The organism is Coleofasciculus chthonoplastes PCC 7420 (assembly GCF_000155555.1).
Classification (GTDB): Bacteria; Cyanobacteriota; Cyanobacteriia; order Cyanobacteriales; family Coleofasciculaceae; genus Coleofasciculus; species Coleofasciculus chthonoplastes_A.
On sequence record NZ_DS989841.1, the window covers coordinates 206709 to 230212 of the forward strand.

Consider the following 23504-nt stretch of genomic DNA (forward strand, 5'->3'; position numbering starts at 1 on the left):
GGGGGGCTTATTGTACCCCCCTTATTAAGGGGGGCTAGGGGGGATCTATCTTATCCCTTGCAGTATTGGAATCCGTCCTAATTGTTAAATACTCGACATAACCTCCCGCGCTGCTTCTAACGTGCGGTCAATATCCTCATCGGTGTGCGCCAAGGAGGTAAACCCTGCCTCAAACTGGGACGGTGCCAGATAAATTCCCCGTTCTAACATGCCACGATGGAAGCGGCTGAACTTGGCTAAATCCGACGTTTTGGCATCGTCGTAATTACGCACAGGACCGCCGGTGAAAAACATGCCAAACATGGCACTAATTTGTCCACCGCAAGCAGGATGTCCGGTTTCTTTGGCAATTTGTAATAACCCCTCGGATAGCTTTTTGGTGATTTTGTCAAGCTGTTCGTAAGTTCCCGGTTTTTGCAATAACTCTAGGGTTTTAATCCCCGCCGTCATCGCCAAGGGATTACCGGAAAGGGTGCCGGCTTGGTACATCGGACCAGCAGGTGCAACCATGGACATGATATCTTTACGTCCCCCATAAGCACCCACGGGTAAACCCCCACCAATCACTTTACCCAATGTGGTTAAATCGGGAGTCACGCCAAATTTTTCTTGAGCGCCACCGTAGGCAATCCGGAACCCCGTCATCACTTCGTCAAAGACTAACAGCGCACCATGTTCCTGCGTAATCAGGCGTAAGCCTTCCAGGAATCCAGCATCAGGGGGAACAAAACCAGAGTTACCAACTACGGGTTCAAGAATCACCCCAGCAATACTATCTGGATTGGCTTCAAACAGAGATTTGACTGATTCCAAATCGTTATAAATGGCAGTCAGGGTACTGGCTGTTGCGGATTTAGGGACACCGGGAGAGTCGGGTAAGCCCAGGGTAGCAACCCCAGAACCGGCTTGCACGAGCAGCATATCGGCGTGACCATGGTAACAGCCAGAGAATTTGATAATTTTATCTCTGCCTGTAAAGGCACGCATCAGGCGAATGACTGCCATACAAGCTTCCGTACCGGAATTGACAAACCGCACCATGTCGATACTGGGAACGGCTTCAATCACCATGGAGGCTAAAACGTTCTCTAGCGCAGAAGGGGCACCAAAGCTTGTACCTTTTTCTAGAGCCTCGTGCAGGGCGGAAATGACCTCTGGGTGGGCATGACCGCAAATGGCGGGTCCCCAAGTGCCAACATAGTCAATGTACTGATTGCCATCGACATCCCATACGTAGGCACCCTTAACCCGGTCAAATACAATGGGTTGTCCGCCAACAGACTTAAATGCCCGAACCGGTGAACTGACACCCCCCGGCATCAGGTTTTGGGCTGCTTGGAAAATTTCTTCTGATTTCGTGGTTGTCCAGGACGAGGTGGTAACCAAAACTGTCTCCTGTTATTCGATGCTTATCTCTATCAGGATAAAGTTTAGTGGTGATTCGGGAAATAGGGGTAAGGGGGTAGGTATTGGTGTCAACTTAGGAGCTGGGGGAGCTGGGGGAGCTGGGGAAGCTGGGGGAGCCGGGGGAGCTGGGGAAGTCGGGGGAGCCGGGGAAGCCCTATATAATAGGTGTTCCGAGGGAACTATGAACTGCATCGGCAACAGGGACACCCTCGCTGAAAATTAGGATTGGCAAGGGTTATAGCTTAACTTGTCAGCAATGCCCTTAGCCAAGTTAAGGACAATCGCGGTTAGAAATTGTTCTATCGGGTAGAGTAGTATTACAAAACACTGCACCAGTTAAATTAGCATCTTGTAAATTAGCGCGACTCAGGTCAACATCCCAGAGGTTTGCTTCGCGTAAATCAGCATTAGTCAAAAAGCTATTACTCAAATTAGCCCCTCTGAGGTAAGCACCATTTAAATTCGCGTTATTAAGTCTGGCATTACTCAGGTTCGCTTCTCTAAGATTAGCGGCTTTCAGATTAGCACCATTGAGTCTAGCTTTATCTAGATTGGCACGTCTGAGATCAGCGCCTCTGAGTTCCGCTAGAGTAAGAATCGATTGAGACAGATTGGCTTCACTCAAGTTGGCTAAACTTAACTGCGTTTGGGTTAAGTTAGCACCAATAAGAGTCGCATTACTTAGGTTAGCCGTTTTGAATTTAGCTTCTCTGAGATCCGCAGCCGTGAGATCTGCACCACCGAGAAAGGCGCGAGTTAGATCAGCATTTTTTAAGTCAGCGTTGCTGAGGTTAGCATTAATCAGGTCAGCATATTTGAGATTAGCATCACTGAGAGTCGCTTGGGTAAGGTTGGCTTGACTCAAGTCGGCATAAGTCAAGATACTTTGACTCAAGTTAGTATTACTCAGATCGGCATTGGTTAAGTCACAGGTAGAACATTCGCCCGTGTCTTGTAACTGTTTCAGATGGTCAGGATTTTCCGCGTTTAGAGGAGTGGCTGACCAAAAGGGTGTTAGAAGTAAGAGAATAGTCAGAATGTTGAGTTTCATGAATAATACCTCAGCATAGAGGGAAGATTTTTGTAGGGGCGGGTTTAGGAAACTGCTTTTAGCTATTGATGGTAACGTTTGTGCAAAACCCGCCCTGACTCAGTGTTAACCTTTCGCTTCCCGAGTCGGACATGGTTGGTAGGGTCTCACTTTCACTATTATCGTCTCTGTCTGTATTCACCCAGATGTAACTAGGGCTTGCTGCATGAGTGTAGATGGTATAAGCTGTCATGCATTTAAATTGGGTATTAGTAGCGAGCAAGATGCTCGCACTACAAGGCTTTCGCCATTATTGACATTAAGGTTTAAATGCCGAACAGCTTACCACACAAGGGTTTAAAGCTATTTTTTGACCCAACAAGTGCTTTCCTTTTGGTGCCTGTTTGGTCAAAAACCTTGCAATGCAAGCCTAAAAGCAGCATCTCCCCCATCTCCCTCATCCCCCATGACACCAGCCCATAAGTATTTCTCCGTAATCTGGGCAGAAGCGATCGCGAAAATTCCGCAATTTCACTGATTCTAACTCCTAGAGTAAGGAACTATGCTTAAAAAGCAAGGACAAGGAAGCAAACTCTCAGTTGTAGATGCAGTTCCCTGGTAGCTATCTCTCGCTGCCAGGATTTTTCTTTCGATTGCTTAACCTTTGAGACACCTTGATTCCGTGGAATCGCGTAATTCCCTTATTTTGGGAAATTATGCTGACTAAAAAATCCGTATGAAGACTGAGGCGATTGTTAATTGTGATCAGTCAAAATAAAAATTACTGAGAATTCAAAGTTTGTCTACCCCTCTAGACTTATGCCTGAAGATACCTACCAACAATTACTCCAAGCTGCTACCGCCAGATATCACGCTTTATTATATCAAAGCTATAGTCAACTTAGTTTGGATGACAAAATATTTATCGAGAATTTCCGTTATTACAAACAAATGTCTTTGAATCAGGTGGTTCAAGCGTTAGACGATAACCTGAGGCAGCTCCAAGGTAAGGATTATTTGAGTACCCGTGAAGATACTACATTATTTAATGTGAGTATCGATCGATAAACTCTTCAGAAAAACTCTTCTTTGACCCAGGGTTGGGAGAAAGGGCGACCCAAGTAAACGGAATTATTGTCAAGTCCGTTTAAACGGACTTGAGCTATGAGCCTTGAAATTAATTTCAAGGCTGTATAAGTCCCATTAAATTAAAGCTCTTGCTGCTGAAAACTTTGATTTAGGAATGTCATAGGGACGATAGTATATATCAACAATTTTAGCTAAATCAGCCAAGGTATAATTCATGTCAAACAAGGATAACTTGAGACAATGAAAAAAAGCAATATCCATCGTCAATCCCAATTGCTGACAAAAGTTTTCTGAGAGTCTACTTCCATTACGTTTATGCCGCAGATGCCGAGCAACAAACAGTTGTCTTAAAACAATGAGTTTTTGGAACACAACCTCGATAATCCGGGCGGGCGACTGCAACCCCGTCATCTCTCGTGTTGGACTCGGCGTATTCTGTTCAAATCTAAAGTGAGCGTCTTTGAGTTGAAAAATTAAACACAGTTGCTGTACGACTTGGACTTGGAACAAATGTTCGAGTTGTTCACCCCGCAATGCACCTTGCTGTTTCAGATACAATCCCAGAGGTTGATCTTCTGGACACAACTGAGCCAGTTTCGTGACAACACGGTTACTTACCCACTCGTATTGCTGGATCAGCGAGAGTAACCCTTCATCGTTCAATTGGTTGGCGGCGGTGATAACATTGCCATTATTCACCCAAATATAATAAGACGAGGTAGCTCCTGATTCGGAGCGCGATCGCAGCATCAGTACGCCGCTTTTGTTTCCCTGATCGATAAATCGAAAAATTTCCGGCAGAGAAAAATCCGAAAGAAACCCTGTAATGGACATGGCTGGTGAATTGAACCCCTACAACTATTGTCTCGATTAACGGTTGAACTCAATCGCGATCGCCAGATCCGGTCAGATCGCGATTTATAATGAGTGGGTGTTGTTGTTGGCGATCTTGCTCTGTGACCCAAACTCCCCTTCCTAATTCCCGCTCCTCTACCGATGTAGTAAATGAACAACCGGATGCCTTAGGGCGTTTTGGCAAATTTGGCGGCAAGTATGTGCCGGAAACTCTAATGCCAGCACTGTTCGAGTTAGAGCAGTCGTTTAAACAGTACCGCAACCATCCCGATTTTCAGCAGGAATTGCAACAGTTATTACGCGATTATGTCGGGCGTCCTAGTCCTTTATATTTTGCGGAACGGTTAACCGCCCACTATGCCAGACCCGATGGCGGTGGAGCGCAAATTTATTTGAAACGGGAAGACTTAAATCATACCGGCGCTCATAAGATCAATAATGCCTTAGCCCAGGTCTTATTAGCCAAGCGGATGGGCAAAAAGCGGATTATAGCAGAAACCGGGGCAGGTCAACATGGTGTGGCAACGGCAACAGTTTGTGCGCGGTTCGGCTTGGAATGCATTATCTATATGGGTGTTCAGGATATGGAACGCCAAGCCCTGAACGTGTTTCGGATGCGGCTCATGGGTGCGAAAGTTCAACCAGTGGAAGCGGGAACGGGTACGCTCAAAGATGCCACCTCGGAAGCGATTCGCGACTGGGTAACGAATGTGGAAACCACCCATTACATCCTCGGTTCAGTCGCCGGTCCTCATCCCTATCCCTTGCTCGTGCGTGACTTTCAGGCAATTATTGGTCAAGAAACCCGCACCCAATGTCAAGAGAAATGGGGTGGCTTACCGGATATCTTGTTAGCTTGTGTCGGTGGCGGTTCCAATGCGATGGGACTCTTCCATGAATTTGTTAACGAATCCAACGTGCGGTTAATTGGTGTTGAAGCGGCTGGGGAAGGTGTTACGTCTACCAAGCACGCCGCTACCCTAACCTTAGGGCGTCCCGGTGTACTGCATGGGGCAATGAGCTATTTACTCCAAGATACCGATGGTCAAGTGGTGGAAGCCCATTCCGTTAGTGCGGGACTCGATTATCCGGGTGTTGGACCCGAACACAGTTATTTGAAAGATAGTGGTCGAGCAGAATACTATAGCGTCAGCGACCAAGACGCGATCGCAGCGTTTCGCCAGTTATCGGAACTCGAAGGGATTATTCCCGCCCTAGAAACCGCCCACGCGATCGCATATCTAGAAACCCTCTGTCCTCAACTTCAGGGTAGCCCTAAAATTGTGATCAATTGTTCGGGTCGCGGTGATAAAGATGTACAAACCGTTGGTAAGTTGATTCAGTTAGACTCCCAGGATTAAACAGTGCGGTCAACGTCTCTTTTGGTCATGAGTGGATTCTTGCTGCTAAAGTTAGGACTCAGTAGCTGTGATTCGGTGTTGAGTTTCAAGACAAATCCGGTGAGTCAATCCGAATCTCCGGCAACTGTGTCTCAACCGCCAAATGACGGTGATTTTACCAATTGGGAAGGGTTGGTGCATCAACAGATTAATCAATATCGCCAGTCCCAAAACCTGCCCCCATTAACCTTAGACGCAAGCATTAGCAAGGAAGCCAGACGCCACAGTCAGGCAATGGCAACCGGGCGTGTCCCGTTGGGTCATGGGGGATTTGAACAACGAGTCCGGGCGATCGCCCAATCCATGTCCTATCGCCAAGCGGCGGAAAATGTCGCCTATAATCAGGGCTATTCTGATCCAGCGACACAGGCGGTGCAAGGCTGGTTAAAAAGCCCAGGACATCGAAAAAATATTGAAGGGGATTTTGATGTCACCGGGATTGGCGTGAGCAAAAATGCCAAGGGAGACTATTACTTTACCCAGATTTTCATCAAGCGGCAGTAGTTTGTTATTTGTTCATTATTGATAATTCCTAATCGAGATATCTGATGACCGGAAACTTGGGTCGCAAGCCCCGTCCTTCAAGGACGGCTTTTTTGTGTTATCGTAATAAGTGGTTGGAACCCCCACCTAAGCTTGCAGCGATATACACTCATTATGAGTTGAAACCGGGACTGAGCCAGCAATAGGGAAAGACTGAAGGGCAACGGACGACCCGACCTGGAGGCAAACAAAAACAGTATTCTTTCTTGTTTTTGATCTAAACGATACATGTAGTCGCGGGAGGGCATTCCGAGACTTAAAACGGACAGGGAGCGCGTGTAAGACCTGTTTCAGGCTGTGCGTGTAGAGCTGTCAACCCCATTCAGCGACCACCCCTAAAAAGGTGGCGTGGTGAGGAATCCCTGTGCGTTCACGCCAGGGAGGATGTCAATCATCCACCCATCGAGAAAGACGTGGCAGAATTTCAAGTGTGCGATCGCGACCTTCCCGACGCCCTGCTGAAGACCTATCTAAACGCCGAAGCGATTGCTGTTGATACGGAAACCATGGGGCTAATCTATCAGCGCGATCGCTTGTGTCTAGTGCAACTGTGTGACCCCCAAGACCGGGTTACGGTGATCCGCATTGATAAAAAACAAACTGAAGCCCCCAATCTGAAGCAGTTGCTGGAAGCCCAAACCGTCTTAAAAGTCTTTCACTTTGCCCGTTTCGATCTCGCCATATTACGCCAAAATCTGGACATCTACGTCCAACCTGTATTTTGTACAAAAATTGCCAGTAAACTTGCCCGTACCTATACCAACCGCCATGGGCTGAAGGATTTAGTCATGGATCTCGAACAGGTGGAACTGGATAAAAGTTCCCAGAGTTCAGATTGGGGGAATCCCAATAACCTTTCCGATGAACAACTGCGGTATGCGGCGAATGATGTCCGTTATTTGCTGTCCGTGCGGCAGAAACTGATTACCATGTTGCAACGAGAAGAGCGTTGGCAACTTGCCCAAGAGTGCTTTGAGGCGTTATCCGTGATGGTGTCTTTGGATTTACTCCTCTATCGAGATATCTTTGAACATTAAGACACTCTATCCTAGAGACCCTCTTTTGCTCAAGGGTGGATGAACCGAATTCCACCCAGAGTGATAACTGCTAGGATAAAAAAAATGAAGTGTCAATAAGATTGCTGGATTTAGAAGTTTCCCATGCCCATGACTGCTCAAGTTATTGTCGAAAAGAAAAAACTAGACAACCCGCCGCTAGAGATTCACTATCTGGGCGATCGCGTTTTGCGTCAACCAGCGAAGCGGGTGGCTAAAGTAGACCAAAGCATCCGACAGTTAGCGCATCAGATGCTGCAAACCATGTATAGCGCAGATGGTATCGGCTTGGCAGCACCACAGGTTGGGGTGAATAAACAAATCATTGTCATCGACTGCGAACCGGATAACCCAGAAAATCCCCCCTTGATTCTGATCAACCCCACGATTAAGCGTTTTGGTCAGAGTATATGTGATGCTCAAGAAGGGTGTTTAAGTGTTCCTGGCGTCTACTTAGATGTCAAACGTCCGGTAGAGGTGGAAGTTGCCTACAAAGATGAGAATGGACGCCCGCAAAGATTAAAGGCAGATGGTTTACTATCTCGCGCCATTCAACATGAAATGGATCACCTGACTGGGGTTATGTTTGTGGATCGGGTAGAAAATGGATTGGTTTTGGCAGAAGAACTGCAAAAGTATGGCTTTTCTACCCAAGCGGTTAAACCATTTAAGTCTTAGAAAATCGCAGCCTAACTGTGCTAGTGTCTTGTCCATGGAGCAATCCATGGACTTTTTACCAACTGGTTTTGTTTTTTAATATTTTTCGTTAGGTTTAATTGAATGACACCAAAAAGCGGTTTATTTTTGATGGGTTCCTGTATTACCGCCATTGCGGCTGTGGGTTCAATTTTTGAACTCTCTTCAGGAACACCCCAGTTAGGTGCATCCGTCACAGAAATTATCCTCGCGGGTAGTATTCCCTTGAGTGGCTTTTTGTTCTATGCGGCTGTTCGTGATGCGAGAGCAAATCAGTAGAACTATGTTTCCCTGGGGTTTTGCGTCCGTTTTCTGTTGTCCTTTAGAATTTAATTGTAGGGGTACGGCACAGAACATTGGTGTCAACTTAAGCTCAACCCCTCACCCACGCCAGCCCTCACCCCCAGCCCCTCTCCCAAGCTTGGGAGAGGGGAGCAAGAAGAAAAGGGTTTCTCGATGTGATGCCAGAAGCTTCTTTATTCCCCTTCTCCCTTGATGGGAGAAGGGGTTAGGGGATGAGGGTGAAACGCTCGCCCTGTATTAGTTTGCACCTTAAACGGATGGGCACAGAAGAGCCCCTACGAGGTCTTTGGTCAACCCCTACGGAGGAAGCAAACCCCATGCTAAAACACGGTTTCCAAGCTCATGGACATTACTGATGACTGGTCAACATTGCCGTGGATTTTTACGACCTCTTGCTGGCAGAGGTAAAGCTAGACATTTATCTCCCTATCCTTTGTCTGAGGATGAGGAGACGGTGATTGGTCGTGATCCAAGCTGCCAAATTGCCTTAAACCCGAATCAATATTTAATTGTATCGCGACGTCATGCCACGATTCGTCCCTGTTCACCCTGGAAGCAGGGTTGGGAAATTTGTGATCTCAATAGTATTAATGGGACGTATGTTAATGGGTATCCGTTACGGGGATGCTGTCAATTACATGCAGGCGATCGCATTGAATTGGGTCAAGATGGTCCTCAGTTTATTTTTGAGTGCCAGTTTAGTCCGTCTCCGTCCCCAGTTTCACCCGTTTCTTCAGCGTCATCGCTGACATCTGTCAGTGTAATCGCACATAAAACTCCTGATACGGTTACCTTTAGCCAACTGTTTCCCCTCGCTTCAACGGGACAAGATTTAACCCAAAAGGCGTTTCTTAGACCCGCCATTCTCACGGTGGTGTTTGTGGTGTTAATGTTTATGGCGGTCGGTCAGGCAATGGTGTTTAATCTACTCTTGGCAACCTATTTAACGGGTGCGGCTTCTTATTTTGTCTACCAACTCTGTGGTAAACCAAAACCGTGGTGGGTATTCTTGGGATGTGCGATCGCGACGGGTTTAATTTTAACCAGTCCGTTGTTACCTCTATCGATTATCGTTTTTCGCGACATCTTACCGGGAAGCTTACCCGAAGAAGGGGAACTGATCAGTTTCACGTCTCTGCTAATCCGCATGTTTTTCGGGGCGGGTTTGATGGAGGAATTACTCAAAGCCCTGCCAATTATTGGAGCATATTTCTTGGGTAAACTGCTGCGTTCCCCTTGGCGAGAACAGATTGGCGTCTGGGAACCTCTGGATGGGATTCTGTTAGGTACGGCGTCAGGGGTGGGTTTTACCCTGTTAGAAACCTTAGGACAGTATGTTCCGGATATTATCGATAACGTAACTTTTCAAGCGGGTCAAGGATCGGCTCAACTGATGGGATTGCAATTACTTATCCCCCGTCTACTGGGTTCAGTTGCCGGACATATTGCTTATAGTGGCTATTTTGGTTATTTTATCGGCTTAAGTGTTCTCAAACCGCGAAAAGCTTGGCAAATTCTGGCAACGGGTTATCTGTGTGCGGCGATTCTCCACGCCTTGTGGAATGCTAGTGGGTTTGTCAGTAGTTTATTGTTGGCGGTGGTGGGGATTTTGTCTTATACCTGTTTAGCTGCTGCCATTCTCAAAGCCAGGGCAATCTCGCCGACGCGATCGCAAAACTTCGCCACCCGTTTATTTTGATGATAAGTAGTCGGGCTTTCAGTAAAGTTCAATTTTTCCCTACACCCTACACCCTACACCCCATACCCAGTATTACCTTCAAGTCCCTTGTCACCCCATCAGCAAAAGAAACGTTGGTTGTTCTAAGCTGTTCGGCATTTAAACCATAATGTCAAGAATTGCGAAATCCTTGTAGTGCGTTTAGCACCATTGTAGAGACGCGCCATGGCGCGTCTCTACATAAATGATGTGTCCTAACCGCTATGGCGGTTGCTATAAATGCGTGACAGCTTATTCCAGAGCCAACATTCCTTTTGCCAGTCAAAGTCCTACGCTTTGATAAAACAGATCAACCTGTATTCTCAAGTGCTAACTCAACGTACTTATGCTTTGGAGAACCTTATGCACTGATGAACGATTTCTGCTTTTCTCCCTGAGAATGCAGGTTTAGTCAGCTTTTGTGTTTATTCTAAATTGAGAGTCCAAGACTCTAGTGAACCGGAGTCACCCGCAGAGCAATCATTAATAATCAGTTGCCAAGTACCCGCAGATGAGCGTCCTTCAAACACGGACAAAGCCTGAGTTGCACAATAGTTACCACTGGGAATCACCGCATGAGACGCCGCTACGGAGTCAAAGCTATGGGAATAGTTATCGTTAAAGCTGTAATCCCCATTTAAATCATTGCTATAGCCACTGGTCGAAAATTGCGGTTGTCCGGGACGCCGGAACAAGTCAACCACAACCCCGCTTTCGAGATGACGTAACTGGGCAATCAAATCGCCTACCCAAGTATGTTCTAAATTCTTCAGCGTGACGGTGACGTTACTAATCGCGATATTTTCAGTCACCACAATCTCATCTTGAAAACTAGCCACTCCATCGGGAATGCTGCCACCACCACCGCAATAGGTGGAGTTCGCAGATGTGGCAATTTTAGCGTCTACAGTGGCAGTTGAGGTACGGTTCATTAGTTTAGACATAGGTTATAACTCCAAAACATGATTAAGTTGACAAAAGGTAAAACTCCGCTAGCGATCGCGAACTCTTAATGTTAATAAGCTTTGCGCTTTGTTACGCACTGTTAATGCACCCTTAATTTTTTCTAATTTCGCGACCATTCAATACTCTCCTCTTAATTAATAATGGCATTGGTTTGGCGTTTCTATCTAGTCCTTCTGGGGATCTTTACTAAAAAAAAACAATTTAAGGGATACTAAACTGACATATTTATTTCCTGTATTCCTTTCCTGACCAGTGATTCAGGCTTAAGACGTCAACATTATTGTCCCCATGTTTATGTGAATTTAATATAAAATTACATCCTCTATAACTTTAATTAATCTCTGACGAGAGATTAAAAATCTTTTTCAAAAAAATTCGTAATTCATCCGCGAAGCTCTGGAAAAAACTTAAATACACGCTTCCCGAAGGTCTGATTATAAATTTTGAACTCACCATGTTTAAGAGTGTTAAGCTTAAAGCTTCATTTTGTAAATTTAGTTGTTTTTTAGTAAAGATTTGTTGCATTATTCGCTAAAAAATTTTTGAACAACAATTAAAGTATATTTTCTCGTCATTTTTAACCGAGTACCGACAAGCCAGGTTTCTCCAACCCGCTTCTCCTGGATAGTAGAAGCCAGTCAGGGACTTTGTTCTACTCGATAATACTTGTGCAACTGAGGTGGCTTTTGGCAGGATATCGGTGTAACATTCTTGCTCGTGATCACAAAATAGAACTGAAGTCACAGACTGCCAGGGTCTAGCCACCGTGTCTCAGGCTCTTAAATCCAGTTTCTGTCATACTGGCGTATGACGTTGTTACACTATGTTGAATAATATTGCAATCAGCTAACGTTGGCAACCACTTGGCTGGATTAATTGTGGCTTATTTTGTAAAGATTCATTAAGAAGCACAGCAGCATCCATATCATATATAGATATAGCAATTTCTGGTTTGATGCAATACATCGTTAAGGGCGCAAGCTTTGCGTCCCTACATTTAGGTATACCTCTCACACCCTGGGAAAGCGCTATATGCACTGGCAAGATCAACTGGGTTTACTTTGGCAAAAGCATGGATTGAGGAAAGTAAAAAGGCGCTAGCAGCAGCAGAAGCCGCCCAAAAGCCGAACTGCTGCGCGAGCTGGAGGAAACAATGTGATTCTTGTCCCAGATTTTGATGCATACGAACTGATGATTCCTACGTCACTTCCTGGTGTAGAAAAAGATTTTGTTTTACCGGGTTGGACTTTGAAGGAGAGTTTCTTTCAGTATCGATTGAATGACTATAACATCAATTTTGGTATCGAGAATTATGTCGGACAGGAAAATTTCCCAGAACTTTATTTTACCATTCTCATTGAACGAGATTTCCTGACCATATTCATCACGAACATGCTAACGCCAGCGATTATTGCTATCTTGCTGTTCTTCATCCAAAGTATCGTTAACCGTCTGAGTCCCCTAGAGGCAATTGAGGTAACAGGAGCGTTTCTGTTTATTGTAATTCTCGATCAGATTAATCTGAGACAAAATATTCTTGCCGCCGGTTTGCTGTATATTGATTATTTTTACTTTGCCCTATATCTATTGATTTTGCTGGTGGCAATTAATTCGCGTTTGTATTCCTCGCGGTTTAATCTTCCTGCTTTTCAGTATAAAGATAGCCTAATTCCTAAACTGCTTTATTTGCCCAATCTTTTGGGGTTCCTCTTGATAATTACTCTGCTGGTCTTTCTTTAAATGGAAAACCGCCATCATTTGCCTCCCCCTGTTTTCCACAGCTAATACCAAATTCGGTATATAAAATCATTTTTTTCCAGATTGTAGAGACGTTACATGCAACGTCTCTACAAGGTTTTTAACCAGGGTTTATTCAGCCGTAGCCAGTTCTGTGCTACCACCACTCCGACGACGGGTTAGGGTGTTGAAGAGCATCTGACCAATGGCTTTAATCAGATTTCCCTCTAATTCATTGAACAGATTCATATTCATGCCAAATGCCGCATTTGCCTCATCAACAATCCGTTCGGCTGTGGCGTCATCAATGGGGAGTTCATCCAAGGCTTGGCGATACTCGACTTTGAATGCTTTTTCGTCAGCAATGTCTTTAAACTCGTAAAACGCTGTCCCTTCACCCTCGGATAAATTCATCGCCCGTTGAGCAATCTTTTTCAGGATTTGCCCCCCGGATAAATCGCCCAGATAGCGCGTGTAGCAATGGGCGACTAAGAGTTCGGGTTCAGAGGCGGACACGTCGCGAATTCGCTGCACGTAGTCTTTCCCTGCGGCTGAAGGTGCTACTTGTTCGCGCCAGTTGGCACCGTAGTAATAGTGCAAGTCTTGCTCTAGACTTTTCTGGCGATTGAGTTGGGGAAAGTAGAGTTTTGAGAGAACTGGATGTTGACGATGGCGCTCCATTTCTTCTTCCATCGCACTATAGACGAAGTAGAGATTGGCGACGAGTTTCCGGTAGGAGTTCTTTTCAACGACGCCTTTCAAAAAGCATTTGACAAATCCCACGTTTTCTGCCATGGTGTGGGCTTTTTTGGTTCCCTCACGTAACTGGGTGGCTAGATTGGTACTCATGTTAAATTTTCTATCCCTAAGGTTTACGACTTGTGTATTTTTACGTCCAAAACGTATCAAAACCGTCCCAAATGCTTAGGGTAAACTGATATGATGAGAAATGATATTAAGAATTGTAAAATAGGTGTCGAGTGTGGGGTATGGGTGTGGGGGGTGGGGCATTCCTTGTCACCCCCTCAGCACCATTTATCGGCTTGGTGTCTTGGAGCCTTGGAGCCTTGGAGCCTTATGCTAGAGTCTCAATCCTGCAAGATGGTTTTGGACACAATCCGAGTTTTCTTGCGATCGGCGTCTGAGAGTTCTTCGCCAGATTGCAAACGAGTCGCGTTAGTTTGCAGCACCGTGGCGGCACTTTTGTCTCCCATTTGGATTGCCGTATTAGCCGCCGTTTGTAACATTGTGGCAGCGCCAGAGCGATCGCCTGTTTGCAGTTTGGCTTCGGCTATTTGAGTTTGCCTGTATTTGGCTAATGCCAGAATCGATTGTTGGACTTTGGTATTGGGAGACGGTTGATAGGTACTCTGAACGTTAATCTCCACTGGAACTTGTTCCGACTTTAACCCCTCTTCCCCCGTAGCCGGGTCATCATAGAGTACTTGCAGCTTCGCGATCGCCTGATACCCTGGAGACAGTTGTCCCATATACAGATTTGCCAGAATCACCCGTTCGGCATCGGTCATCAAATCACCCAAGCGGACGACAAATTGGTCGCCTTGGGGTTGCAGGGGGAGTTCAATCGTATCCGGGGCGACTTGAGCGATGGGTTTGAATTCGGCAAACCGCACACCATCCATTAATTCACATAATAAGTAAGCATTGGTCAAGCCAACGGCTTGGATACGGTTAAACAAGCGTCCAAACTCCTGTACGGCTTGCTCTGGCTGTTCAATATAACAAAGCGTACCACTGCCCGAATCGGCAATTTTTTCTAGCACATCTTGGTTCCAACTTGCCCCAAATCCTAGAGTATTGATCGTCAGCTTATGCTCAACGGCGAAGTGGGCTAATTTTAAGCAGCGCTCATTATCTCCATGTTCATTTTCGCCATCCGTGAGCAAAAACACTTGAGACACGGCGTCAGCTTTTCCCTTAGCCACTTCTTCAATCCCCAGTTTCAACCCCTCATCAATCGCCGTTCCCCCATCGGCAGACAGTTGGCGGATTTGGGATTTAATCGTGTTCAAATTATCGATCGCTTGATTGGGAACCAACACTTTGGCACGATGATCAAAGGCAATCACACAGATGCGATCGCCCTCCTTGAGTCGTTCAATCAGTTGCATCGCTGCTTTTTTCACCGTTTCCAGTGGACGCCCATGCATTGACCCACTGTGATCGAGAATTAAGCATAAATTCAACGGTAGCGACTGATCCTGGGATTGGGTAATTGCCCGAATCGCGATCGATAACTGACGCTGGGAACTGGGTTGATTGGCATCCAGATTAGTATCGCTGAGGGCAGGGTGTAAACCAACTTTCATATCTAAAACTCCTAAGCCAGTAATAAAGACTATAGTAACCTTGGTGTAATACATCGGTACTAATGAAGGAGTGAGGTGGTTCAGGATACACCCCGAATCGCCATCAATCGAAAGAACCCCCCCAGCCAACTTCACAAGCACGCTACTATGTTTTAAAGATAGCGCCATTATTGCATTCCCCAGTCAGGAACCCCACGGCTTAAGCCGGGGGTACCGAAATTGTCCATACCTGACCAGCCTAAGACCTACGCGGTCTACGTTATGCCTAACTCTACAAATATGCAGTCGTGTACACGGAAAACATGAAACAACCGATTCAGGCAGTTCAATCAACTTACTATGGTCGGCAAAACTACCGCACCCCACCACCCGATTTACCGTCACTGCTCCTCAATGAGCGGATTGTCTATCTAGGTTTACCCTTGGTGCCACAAGTCACCGAATTGATTGTGGCAGAACTGTTGTATTTGCAGTACGACAATCCCGACAAGCCGATTAAAATCTACATTAATTCCACAGGAACCTCCCGTTACGATGGTGAACCGATTGGCTTTGAAACCGAAGCCTTTGCCATCTGTGACACGATGAATTACATTCAACCCCCCATCCATACCATTTGTATTGGTTCGGCAATGGGGATGGCGGCGATGTTGCTGTCAGCGGGTACAAAAGGCTGTCGGGCAAGCTTACCCAATGCCTCAATTGTGCTGCACCAACCCAAGAGTTATGCAAGGGGTCAAGCCACGGATATCCAAATTCGGGCGAAGGAAGTGCTAGCCAATAAGATCACCATGATGGGGATTTTGGCAAAAAATACGGGTCAATCTGCCGAAAAGATTACCAAGGATATGGAGCGGATGTTGTACATGACGCCTTATGAGGCAAAAGAGTATGGCTTGATTGATCGGGTGTTAGAGAGCGATGAGGTTCCGGCTGCTATCGCCGCCAGTGCGTCTTAATCGCGACTCTTTCAACGACATTCAGGCAGTTTTGCTGTTCTCCTTCGAGACAACCCTCCTGATTAATGCCTAAACCATTGCCATCCTACCAGACGAACCATGACACGTACTGGGGCAGGTTTAGTTGAATTTGGGTGAGGGAAGAAACGATAGTTGTCAAACCCGCCCCTACACAGTATTCAAAACGTTTTCTAGAATTCGGAGTAAATTATGCCTATTGGCGTTCCTAAAGTCCCTTATCAACTTCCTGGTTCTCCTTACAGCGATTGGATTGATATCTACAATCGCCTCTATCGGGAACGGATTATTTTTCTGGGTAAAGAAGTCGATGATGAGATTACTAATCAGATCATCGCGGTGATGCTTTACCTGGATTCTGAAGACAACAACAAAGATATCTATCTGTACATCAATTCTCCCGGTGGTTCAGTTACCGCAGGCATGGCGATTTATGACACCATGCAGCATATTAAGTCGGATGTGGTGACCATTTGTGTCGGTTTAGCGGCGTCGATGGGATCGTTCCTGCTGACGGCGGGGAAGCAGGGGAAACGGTTGGCGTTACCTCATTCGCGGATTATGATTCACCAACCCTCTGGCGGTGTGCGCGGACAAGCGACGGATATTGAGATTGAAGCCAGGGAGATTTTGCGTATCCGGCGTCAACTCAACCAAATCTACGCGGATAAGACGGGTCAAACGGTTGAGAAGATTGAAAAAGATATCGATCGCGACTTTTTCATGTCCGCGCAAGAGGCGAAGGAATACGGACTGATTGACCGGGTGATTGAGGAACGAGCAAGTTAAGATAGACAGAATCGGTGGGGCAGTTCTAAAATACTGCCTCTACCTCTATCAGTGCTTGTCCTTGAGATGAATCTGGCGGATTGTTATCGATTGTTAGGTTTAAGCGATGGCGCCTCTCGATCGCAGATTAAGGCATCGTATCGGCGTTTAGCACGCCAGTGTCATCCGGATGTCAATGTCGGTGACGGGCTGGCTCAAACTAAGTTTATTGAGTTGACACAGGCGTATAAGCTGCTGCTGAATGCGATTAAACCGTCTGGGACAACTCACTCGGCTGAGGATTCCCAGACGGTTACGGTGACCAAGCAGCCGCCAGCCCAACCTCCCTCCATTCCTCCTCTATCAGAGATTGAATATCAGCTCAAATGGACATTCTATGAGCGTTTACAGCAATTACTTAAAGAACAACGATTTGCCCGGGCGATCGCGCTGGTGGAGGGGTTGGCGCAACGGATTCCCCAAGATCCAGAGGTGCGACAATGGCAAGCGATTACCTATCAATGTTGGGGACGGTATTTGGTGAAGGATGGGCAATTAAATAAAGCCCGAATTTATTTGAAGAAAGCCCTAAAAACTGATCCTCACAATCGTTCGTTATGGGCAGAAGTTGAACTCGATTTTCGCCGCATGGAACAGATGGTTTAGCGATACTTAAAAACAGTCACAGATTTTTGGGGGTTTTGGGTGCGATCGCTCTTTTTTTGCTATACTTTTATCATGGGAAAATGTGCCGACCTATAGACTCGATCATCACTTCAAAGTTTAATCCTCACTGTAGGGGCGACCCGCTTGCATTAATCAACAATTGTGTCCACTTAATCTGATCGGGTCGCCCTTTATATCATGTCCTGAGGATTGCCGATAATGGCAATCTTGTAATAACCAGGGTTTCAGGCATTTTTCTTCAGGGGGGTTTGACCGGACATGATATTACTCAATCCCCGGATTGGGGAAGATTACGAAATTTAAAAGAAATTGACGAATTATTAGTGAAAGGATAAATTAGATTTTTGTCCTAGCAAAACTTAAGATAGACTTGAAACAGCTACCCTAGAGGAGCGTTAAATGTTTCGTTTTTATGCCGTTGCATCAACGTTAACCCTAGCCAGTGCTATAGGGTTGAGTTCTGAGGCGCTGGCTCAATCCGTTGATATTCCATTTACAGCTAGTGTTCCCATTGAAGTAACGTTTGATCAAGTTGTCTTGGGTACGGTGGAAACAACGGCTAGCGGTGGTTCAGTTCAACTGCCTAATGTTATAGAATCTGTCAATCCAGCAACGGTGACATTACAGTCTAACACCTCTGCTACACTCACAGTTTCACCGCCGAGTTTCATCTCTGGGTCAACACCTGATCCGGATGGCACAACATACATCACGTTTGTCAGCTTTGGTACACAACAGGTTACGGCGGATACGGCAGAGGTTACTATGAATCTTCCGGTGGGAATTAGTGATTTAGAAGTCGATATGCGTGTGGAAAGACCGGTACCGTTTCCGGCTGGGACTTACAATTATGCGGTGACGCTGACGGTTATTCCTTAATTCGCTTATCGATGATTGGTTTATTTGTGCATATACCTTAAGGAGGTTTACCATGATTCGTCGTTTAGTTTTATCTGGCTTTGTTCTGGCGGGTGCGGTGGCGTTTAGTCCGAACGTGTTGGCGCAATCCGTTGATGTCATTTTTGAAGGGAATATTGGTGAGGAGTGTAGCTTTGCAACTCCGGTTCCGGGTGTATTGGTGTACCGGGGTGGACCACCAACGGGTCCTGGATCTTTGATTGGAGAAATTACCTCTGATGCGCCGGGAGGTGTATCGGGTACTGTTGAGGTTTCCTGCAATACACCAGGAGCAGATATTCAAATTAGTGATGCTCGTTTTGTGTCGTTTACGCCCACTAATCCAGAATTCGATCCTCCTCCGGGTGCTATACCCCCAGGTTCAGATGCTTTTTTAGATGCACGGGCGACAGTTCCAGGAGCTGAGACATACTATAGCGGTTCGGCTGGCGGTGGTGGCGGTAGTCCTGGTCCATCCATGCCCATTTTTCCTCTTCCTCCTAACCCTGGTGACGGGTTGCGACAAACTGTAGAAGTTGATCTGGGCGTTGATAACACTGGACTTTTTGAAGCTGGAATCTATCAGTATGCTGTCACTTTAACAATTGTTCCGTAGGAGGTTTGTAGTAAGGGAACCTTAGCCCTTATCCAATTCCGCAAGAAGACCCCAACGATACCCAAATCAGGGTTAGTTGGGGAGTATTTCAATTTCTCATTCTCAAACAGGGCGAGTCGAGTTGATTAATCGGTTTTCCCGTTTACGTTAGTAGGGCGAGTCGAGTTGATTAATCGGTTTTCCCGTTTACGTTAGCAGGGCGAGTCGAGTTGATTAATCGGTTGTCCAATTTACGTTAGCAGGGCGAGTCGAGTTCATTAGTCGGTTGTCCCGTTTACGTTAGTGCAGCGACTCGCCCCTACCCCCTACCCCCTACCCATCTCTGATACCCTTCCCTGATACAGCTATGACTTTCGCTTTTAATTCCGTCTTGCCAACCGTTACCCGCCTCAGTCGTTGGGCATTATCTGCGGCTTTACTATGTGCAGGTGCAGCGCAAGCCCAAATGAGTGTTTCTCCTTTAGTGATTGAAGCCCAAGCTAATCGGGGTCAAGCTCAGGCGATTATTAATGTTACTAATACCAGTAATCAACCTTTTCGGGGACGAGTTTATGCTGAACCCTTTACCTATGGGGATAATGGGTTTCAAAGCTTGGAGTCTAGCCCTAACGATTTAACGCCTTACCTGCAATTTTCACCCAGGGAATTAACTGTACCACCGGGAGTGCAGCGACGCATCCGTTTAATTACTCGCTTTCCACCCAGTTTGCCAGATGGGGAATATCGAGCCGTTGTTTTTACGGAAACGCTTCAGGAAACGACGGATAGTGGTGGCAATTCTGTCGCTTTAACTGCCCGAATTGGCACAACAATTTATGTGCGTCAGGGAGAGTTATCGCCAAATTTGACAGTGGAGAGTGGGAGTTGGAATTCAGAACTAGGACAGATTCAAGTTTTGGTGAATAATACTGGAATGGCATCGGCTAGAGCAGCGGTGAGTTGGAGGTTAAAGCAGGGAGATACGGTTATAGATATGGGGAGTTTGAAACCGACTGGAATTGTGGCGGAGAGTCAGCGTCAGTTTCTATTGAATTATCCTGATGAAGGGCAATTAGCGGCAGGTCAATATCAGCTTACGGGTGAGTTGATCTGGGCTGAAGATGATGAGCGACGGACACAGCCGTTTAGTGTTGATTTGATGATTCCGGCTAGTGCCACTAATTAAATTATTTCGACACTCTAGCCAGTTGGGAAGTTAGTTGAATTTTATTCTATGTTGATCGTTTTTAACGCAGAGGAACGCAGAGGTTGGCGCAGAGGTTCGCAGAGGGTTGTTGATGGTTTGAGTTTGGGAGTCGATGCGTTTTGTTCCCCGTCCCAATGAAAGGGGTTTATGTTAAAAATTGTAGGTTTTCCGGGCGCACCGATGTGTGAATTCTGTTTTGTGGCAAATTGCGATAATTGTTGGTTTGGTTGTGGGAATGGCGGCTAAGGGTTGTTCTCAAAGCTATTCTAATCTGCATGAGGATTTGATTAGTCAAATTGAGAGGGAGGATTCAGTCACTCCAGTTATCGAAAATTCCGATAACTTTACGGTTTTTCCGGTAGGGGTGAATGTTGGTGGGCGTCCGGTGATTTTTAGTGTCTTGGTGCGGGGAAAGGAAGATGGTAGCCAAGCGGTTGAGTTTGAGAATTGGTTGATTCCTTATGATGCGGTGGTTCAGGCGTTGAAGCTGGAGGTGACGCCGTTAGCGGATGGACAATTAGACGTGCGATCGCCTGGATTGATTATTCGCCTGAATCCTCAAGAGTTACGGAATGACCCGGAGTTGGGGTTGGTGTTGTCGATTGAAGAGGTACAAACCTTACTTGGTGTTCCCGCAGAATTTGATATTAATGAGTATGCGATTATCCTGAATCCGCCGTGGTTGGGACAGAAAACGGGGGGGATTGCGGCGACAGAAACCCCCGTTCAACTGGACGGTTTACCTCGAATTACGCCGACGGATTTGACGCTAACGGCGATTGAGGAACGGATTACGGCGACTGGATCAGAGTCAACGTCGGGTTTTGAGTCTTCGTCTCTGAGTTATCGGGGGGAATTAGCGGCGGTGGGGACGTTGTTATCAGGGAGTTGGTATGTCCGGGTAAATCAACCGGATTTCTTAGACTCGCCGAGTTGGAGTCTCACAGAAGCCCAGTATTTGCGACAAACGGATGCGGCGGATTATGTGGTGGGTTCTCAACCGACGTTTTGGCGAAGTCAGGGGAGGGGGGATTATTGGGGAATCACGACGATTCAGCGACAAGGGTTTACACCTCCGGTGACGTTTGGTGGGGGTGGATTTAGTCCAGGACAACGGTTACAGGCGTCGCAGGTGGGACAGACGATTGTGGGTGAAGCGGAAGCTGGGACGTTGGTACGGCTGACACAGGGATTTAGCGATCGCGTTTTGGCTGAAGTTCTCGTGGATTCGTCGGGGGTTTATCGGTTTGAGGATGTACCGATTGGCGGTCAACGGTTGGGGAATTATCGGGTTTTATTATATCCTCAAGGACGCCTTTCGGCTCAACCGGAGGTGCGAGAGGCGACGTTTTCGACGGTTCCGGGGCAAATTCCGGATGGGGCTGCGGCGACGATTGTTTCGGTAGGTTGGACTCATCAACCACCTGGATTGAACAATCAAAACTTTATTGGACAATGGCAGAATTTTCAGGGGGGAATTGCCCAACGGTGGGGGGTATCGGAAGATTTGACGATTGGGGTGGGGGGGATTTATGACCAAGCAGCGAGGGGATTAGCGGATGTATTTTTTCGCCCTAATGGGATACCTTTGGAAGTGGCGGCGTCGGTGTTGAGTCCGGATCAAGAGGGGGATTGGGATATTAATGCGAATTTGCGTTATGAACCAACCTCTAATATGAGTTTACAGTTTAACAGCGATCGCTTTGCCCAACGGCTTAACCTGAATTGGCGCATCTTTCCGCGTTTGACGGTTTTGGGAACCTATAATAGTCGCGAGGGGACGGCGGTAGGGATGCAAACCGGGTTTAGTCGTCGTGGTTTTTTTACCTTTGCCCGGGCGACGCTTGATGACCAAAATCGCTGGCGCTGGAATGCGACACAACGGTTAGGATTTTTACAACTGAATCATCAGGGGAATGAGTTGGGATTTCGGTCTGAGTTGAATTATAATCTATCGCGCCGTTTTCTCGGTGATGGCTATTCTGTACTGCTGAGTTATGAAACCCGCAACCTTCAGCAGCGGGATACTTTCGCCACAATTGGCTGGCGTTATCGATCCAAAGCGCGATCGCCCGATGGGAGTTATTTGTGGGACACTCAGTTGGGTTATGGGGTTGGTTCTCAGGGTTCAGGCTGGATTGCCCAGGTACAGACGACGATTATACCAGGTGTGCTGGTGCGGGGGCGGTATGATGGGGTATCGCTAACCTCGAATGAGGCGAATTATAGCTTAGAATTGGTGGCAAGTTTAAATGTACAGGAAGGGGTAACTCCAGGCGATCGCCAATCGGATCGGTTTCGCGATCGCGGCGGGATATTGATTCAGCCGTTTTTTGACCATAACAATAATGGTAAGTTAGATAGCGGTGAAAACATCTACACCGAAAACCCAGAGTTATTATTAATTCTGAATAACCAACCGATTCAATCCTTTCGTCCCCAAGTCCAAGCCAATGGAATTCGGCTACGCTTACCACCGGAAATCTATCGTCTCGACTTTGATCCGTCTGGATTTCCCCTAGATTGGCAAACCGTCAATGATGCTTATGCGGTTGAAGTGGTGGCGGGAAGTTATACACTTGTACAGGTTCCCTTAGTGTTATCCTATACTCTCTCTGGGGTAGTGACTGACGCCCAAGGGAATGTGGTTGCTGGGGCGAGGGTAGAAGCAATTAGCGCCGATGGCGAACAACGACGATTTTCTGTCACGAATGGGGCGGGTGTTTATTATCTGGAACAGTTACCCCAGGGGACATTCACGCTGCAAATCAATCAGCAACCCGCCCAACCAGGGACAATTACTCTGGATGAGGATGCAGAACCATTTCAGGAGTTGAATCTGCGATCGCGCTAGCGTGTCCGATAGGACGTATCGCCCTAACTCAATCCGGGACGAGAAAAGAGGGAACCCAAGATTTCACAAATCCTTGAGACATACTCTATAATATAAAACCTCATCAAAAGTTCAGTTCTGAAGCTATAGCATAGTTTTGTAATTTCAACTCATTTTAGCTAGATTTTTTTCTAGCACGCTGACACTTGACATTTATTTCTTTATACTAGAGAAAAATGCGACAAAATCAGGCATAAATGTAGTAACCCTGCAACCTCACTAAAGCGAAACCAAGGATAGCTTGGGTTGATAGGTTATCAATAACAACCTCTTCTTAGTCGATTCACTACCCCCGATAGGGTGATTTTTGATCGATTTAATCCATTAAACCAGTCCAGTGCATTTCTACCTC

22 protein-coding genes are annotated in these 23504 nt (G+C 46.5%); 16 read left to right on the plus strand and 6 right to left on the minus strand.

The features are described 5' to 3' along the window. Positions 1 to 84: 84 nt before the first annotated feature. On the minus strand, positions 85 to 1386 hold the full coding sequence (gene hemL / locus MC7420_RS00885) for a glutamate-1-semialdehyde 2,1-aminomutase (RefSeq protein ID WP_006097990.1): 1302 nt from the start codon (positions 1384 to 1386) through the stop codon (positions 85 to 87). Positions 1387 to 1405: 19 nt separating this feature from the next. Between hemL and MC7420_RS37680 the strand changes: the two genes are divergently transcribed. After that, positions 1406 to 1630, plus strand: coding sequence for a hypothetical protein (locus MC7420_RS37680; protein WP_006098156.1), 225 nt, complete (start codon positions 1406 to 1408; stop codon positions 1628 to 1630). Between the two features lie 48 nt (positions 1631 to 1678). Here the strand turns inward: MC7420_RS37680 and MC7420_RS00895 are convergent, their stop codons facing one another. After that, positions 1679 to 2458: a pentapeptide repeat-containing protein gene (locus tag MC7420_RS00895; protein WP_006098153.1), complete on the minus strand. Its 780-nt coding sequence runs from the start codon at positions 2456 to 2458 to the stop codon at positions 1679 to 1681. 798 nt (positions 2459 to 3256) lie between these two features. Here MC7420_RS00895 and MC7420_RS00900 point away from each other — a divergent pair. Then, a complete protein-coding gene (locus MC7420_RS00900) occupies positions 3257 to 3505 on the plus strand; it encodes a hypothetical protein (protein ID WP_006097917.1) in 249 nt (82 codons plus the stop codon). 135 nt (positions 3506 to 3640) lie between these two features. Here MC7420_RS00900 and MC7420_RS00905 read toward each other — a convergent pair whose 3' ends face one another. After that, entirely contained in the window at positions 3641 to 4360 is a 720-nt protein-coding gene (locus MC7420_RS00905) for a DUF4388 domain-containing protein (RefSeq protein WP_006097956.1), read from the minus strand. Positions 4361 to 4482: 122 nt separating this feature from the next. Here MC7420_RS00905 and trpB point away from each other — a divergent pair, with 122 nt between their 5' ends. The 6 genes from trpB (at position 4483) to MC7420_RS00935 (ending at position 10077) form a co-directional block, all read left to right on the plus strand. After that, positions 4483 to 5742 carry a tryptophan synthase subunit beta gene (gene trpB / locus MC7420_RS00910; protein WP_006097857.1) on the plus strand — a complete coding sequence of 420 codons (1260 nt, stop codon included), beginning with the start codon at positions 4483 to 4485 and terminating at the stop codon, positions 5740 to 5742. Positions 5743 to 5769: 27 nt separating this feature from the next. Beyond that, positions 5770 to 6285 (plus strand): CAP domain-containing protein, encoded by a 516-nt coding sequence (locus MC7420_RS00915; protein WP_044204180.1) that lies wholly within the window; start codon positions 5770 to 5772, stop codon positions 6283 to 6285. Between the two features lie 452 nt (positions 6286 to 6737). Next, on the plus strand, positions 6738 to 7361 hold the full coding sequence (locus MC7420_RS00920) for a ribonuclease H-like domain-containing protein (protein ID WP_006098312.1): 624 nt from the start codon (positions 6738 to 6740) through the stop codon (positions 7359 to 7361). A gap of 129 nt (positions 7362 to 7490) precedes the next feature. Next, the gene (def, locus tag MC7420_RS00925; RefSeq protein ID WP_044204183.1) at positions 7491 to 8057 is read left to right on the plus strand and encodes a peptide deformylase; all 567 of its coding nucleotides are present in this window, start codon (positions 7491 to 7493) and stop codon (positions 8055 to 8057) included. Positions 8058 to 8159: 102 nt separating this feature from the next. Continuing rightward, the gene (locus MC7420_RS00930) at positions 8160 to 8354 is read left to right on the plus strand and encodes a hypothetical protein (protein WP_006098114.1); all 195 of its coding nucleotides are present in this window, start codon (positions 8160 to 8162) and stop codon (positions 8352 to 8354) included. Between the two features lie 379 nt (positions 8355 to 8733). Then, positions 8734 to 10077, plus strand: a complete 1344-nt coding sequence (locus MC7420_RS00935) for a PrsW family glutamic-type intramembrane protease (RefSeq protein ID WP_044204186.1) — start codon at positions 8734 to 8736, stop codon at positions 10075 to 10077. Between the two features lie 443 nt (positions 10078 to 10520). Here MC7420_RS00935 and MC7420_RS00940 read toward each other — a convergent pair whose 3' ends face one another. Next, complete coding sequence (locus tag MC7420_RS00940; protein WP_006098195.1) at positions 10521 to 11039, minus strand: proprotein convertase P-domain-containing protein; 519 nt, start codon at positions 11037 to 11039, stop codon at positions 10521 to 10523. A 1177-nt stretch (positions 11040 to 12216) separates the two neighbouring features. On the opposite strand from MC7420_RS00940, the gene MC7420_RS00950 reads away from it, so the two are divergent. Beyond that, positions 12217 to 12801, plus strand: coding sequence for a hypothetical protein (locus tag MC7420_RS00950; protein WP_006098206.1), 585 nt, complete (start codon positions 12217 to 12219; stop codon positions 12799 to 12801). A 129-nt stretch (positions 12802 to 12930) separates the two neighbouring features. Here MC7420_RS00950 and MC7420_RS00955 read toward each other — a convergent pair whose 3' ends face one another. Then, a complete protein-coding gene (locus tag MC7420_RS00955) occupies positions 12931 to 13647 on the minus strand; it encodes a biliverdin-producing heme oxygenase (protein ID WP_006098253.1) in 717 nt (238 codons plus the stop codon). Between the two features lie 239 nt (positions 13648 to 13886). After that, positions 13887 to 15128: a vWA domain-containing protein gene (locus MC7420_RS00960; RefSeq protein WP_006098115.1), complete on the minus strand. Its 1242-nt coding sequence runs from the start codon at positions 15126 to 15128 to the stop codon at positions 13887 to 13889. Positions 15129 to 15430: 302 nt separating this feature from the next. Between MC7420_RS00960 and MC7420_RS00965 the strand changes: the two genes are divergently transcribed. The 7 genes from MC7420_RS00965 (at position 15431) to MC7420_RS00995 (ending at position 23113) form a co-directional block, all read left to right on the plus strand. After that, complete coding sequence (locus tag MC7420_RS00965) at positions 15431 to 16087, plus strand: ATP-dependent Clp protease proteolytic subunit (protein WP_044204190.1); 657 nt, start codon at positions 15431 to 15433, stop codon at positions 16085 to 16087. A gap of 210 nt (positions 16088 to 16297) precedes the next feature. Continuing rightward, a complete protein-coding gene (locus MC7420_RS00970; protein ID WP_006098200.1) occupies positions 16298 to 16894 on the plus strand; it encodes an ATP-dependent Clp protease proteolytic subunit in 597 nt (198 codons plus the stop codon). 66 nt (positions 16895 to 16960) lie between these two features. Then, positions 16961 to 17539 (plus strand): J domain-containing protein, encoded by a 579-nt coding sequence (locus MC7420_RS00975; RefSeq protein WP_006098117.1) that lies wholly within the window; start codon positions 16961 to 16963, stop codon positions 17537 to 17539. A 420-nt stretch (positions 17540 to 17959) separates the two neighbouring features. Then, on the plus strand, positions 17960 to 18439 hold the full coding sequence (locus MC7420_RS00980) for a hypothetical protein (protein ID WP_006098275.1): 480 nt from the start codon (positions 17960 to 17962) through the stop codon (positions 18437 to 18439). A gap of 52 nt (positions 18440 to 18491) precedes the next feature. Further along, the gene (locus MC7420_RS00985) at positions 18492 to 19073 is read left to right on the plus strand and encodes a hypothetical protein (RefSeq protein ID WP_006098168.1); all 582 of its coding nucleotides are present in this window, start codon (positions 18492 to 18494) and stop codon (positions 19071 to 19073) included. 346 nt (positions 19074 to 19419) lie between these two features. Next, the gene (locus MC7420_RS00990) at positions 19420 to 20238 is read left to right on the plus strand and encodes a pilus assembly protein, chaperone PapD (RefSeq protein ID WP_044204192.1); all 819 of its coding nucleotides are present in this window, start codon (positions 19420 to 19422) and stop codon (positions 20236 to 20238) included. Positions 20239 to 20443: 205 nt separating this feature from the next. Then, positions 20444 to 23113: a carboxypeptidase-like regulatory domain-containing protein gene (locus tag MC7420_RS00995; RefSeq protein ID WP_198016343.1), complete on the plus strand. Its 2670-nt coding sequence runs from the start codon at positions 20444 to 20446 to the stop codon at positions 23111 to 23113. The last annotated feature ends 391 nt before the right edge of the window (positions 23114 to 23504 follow it).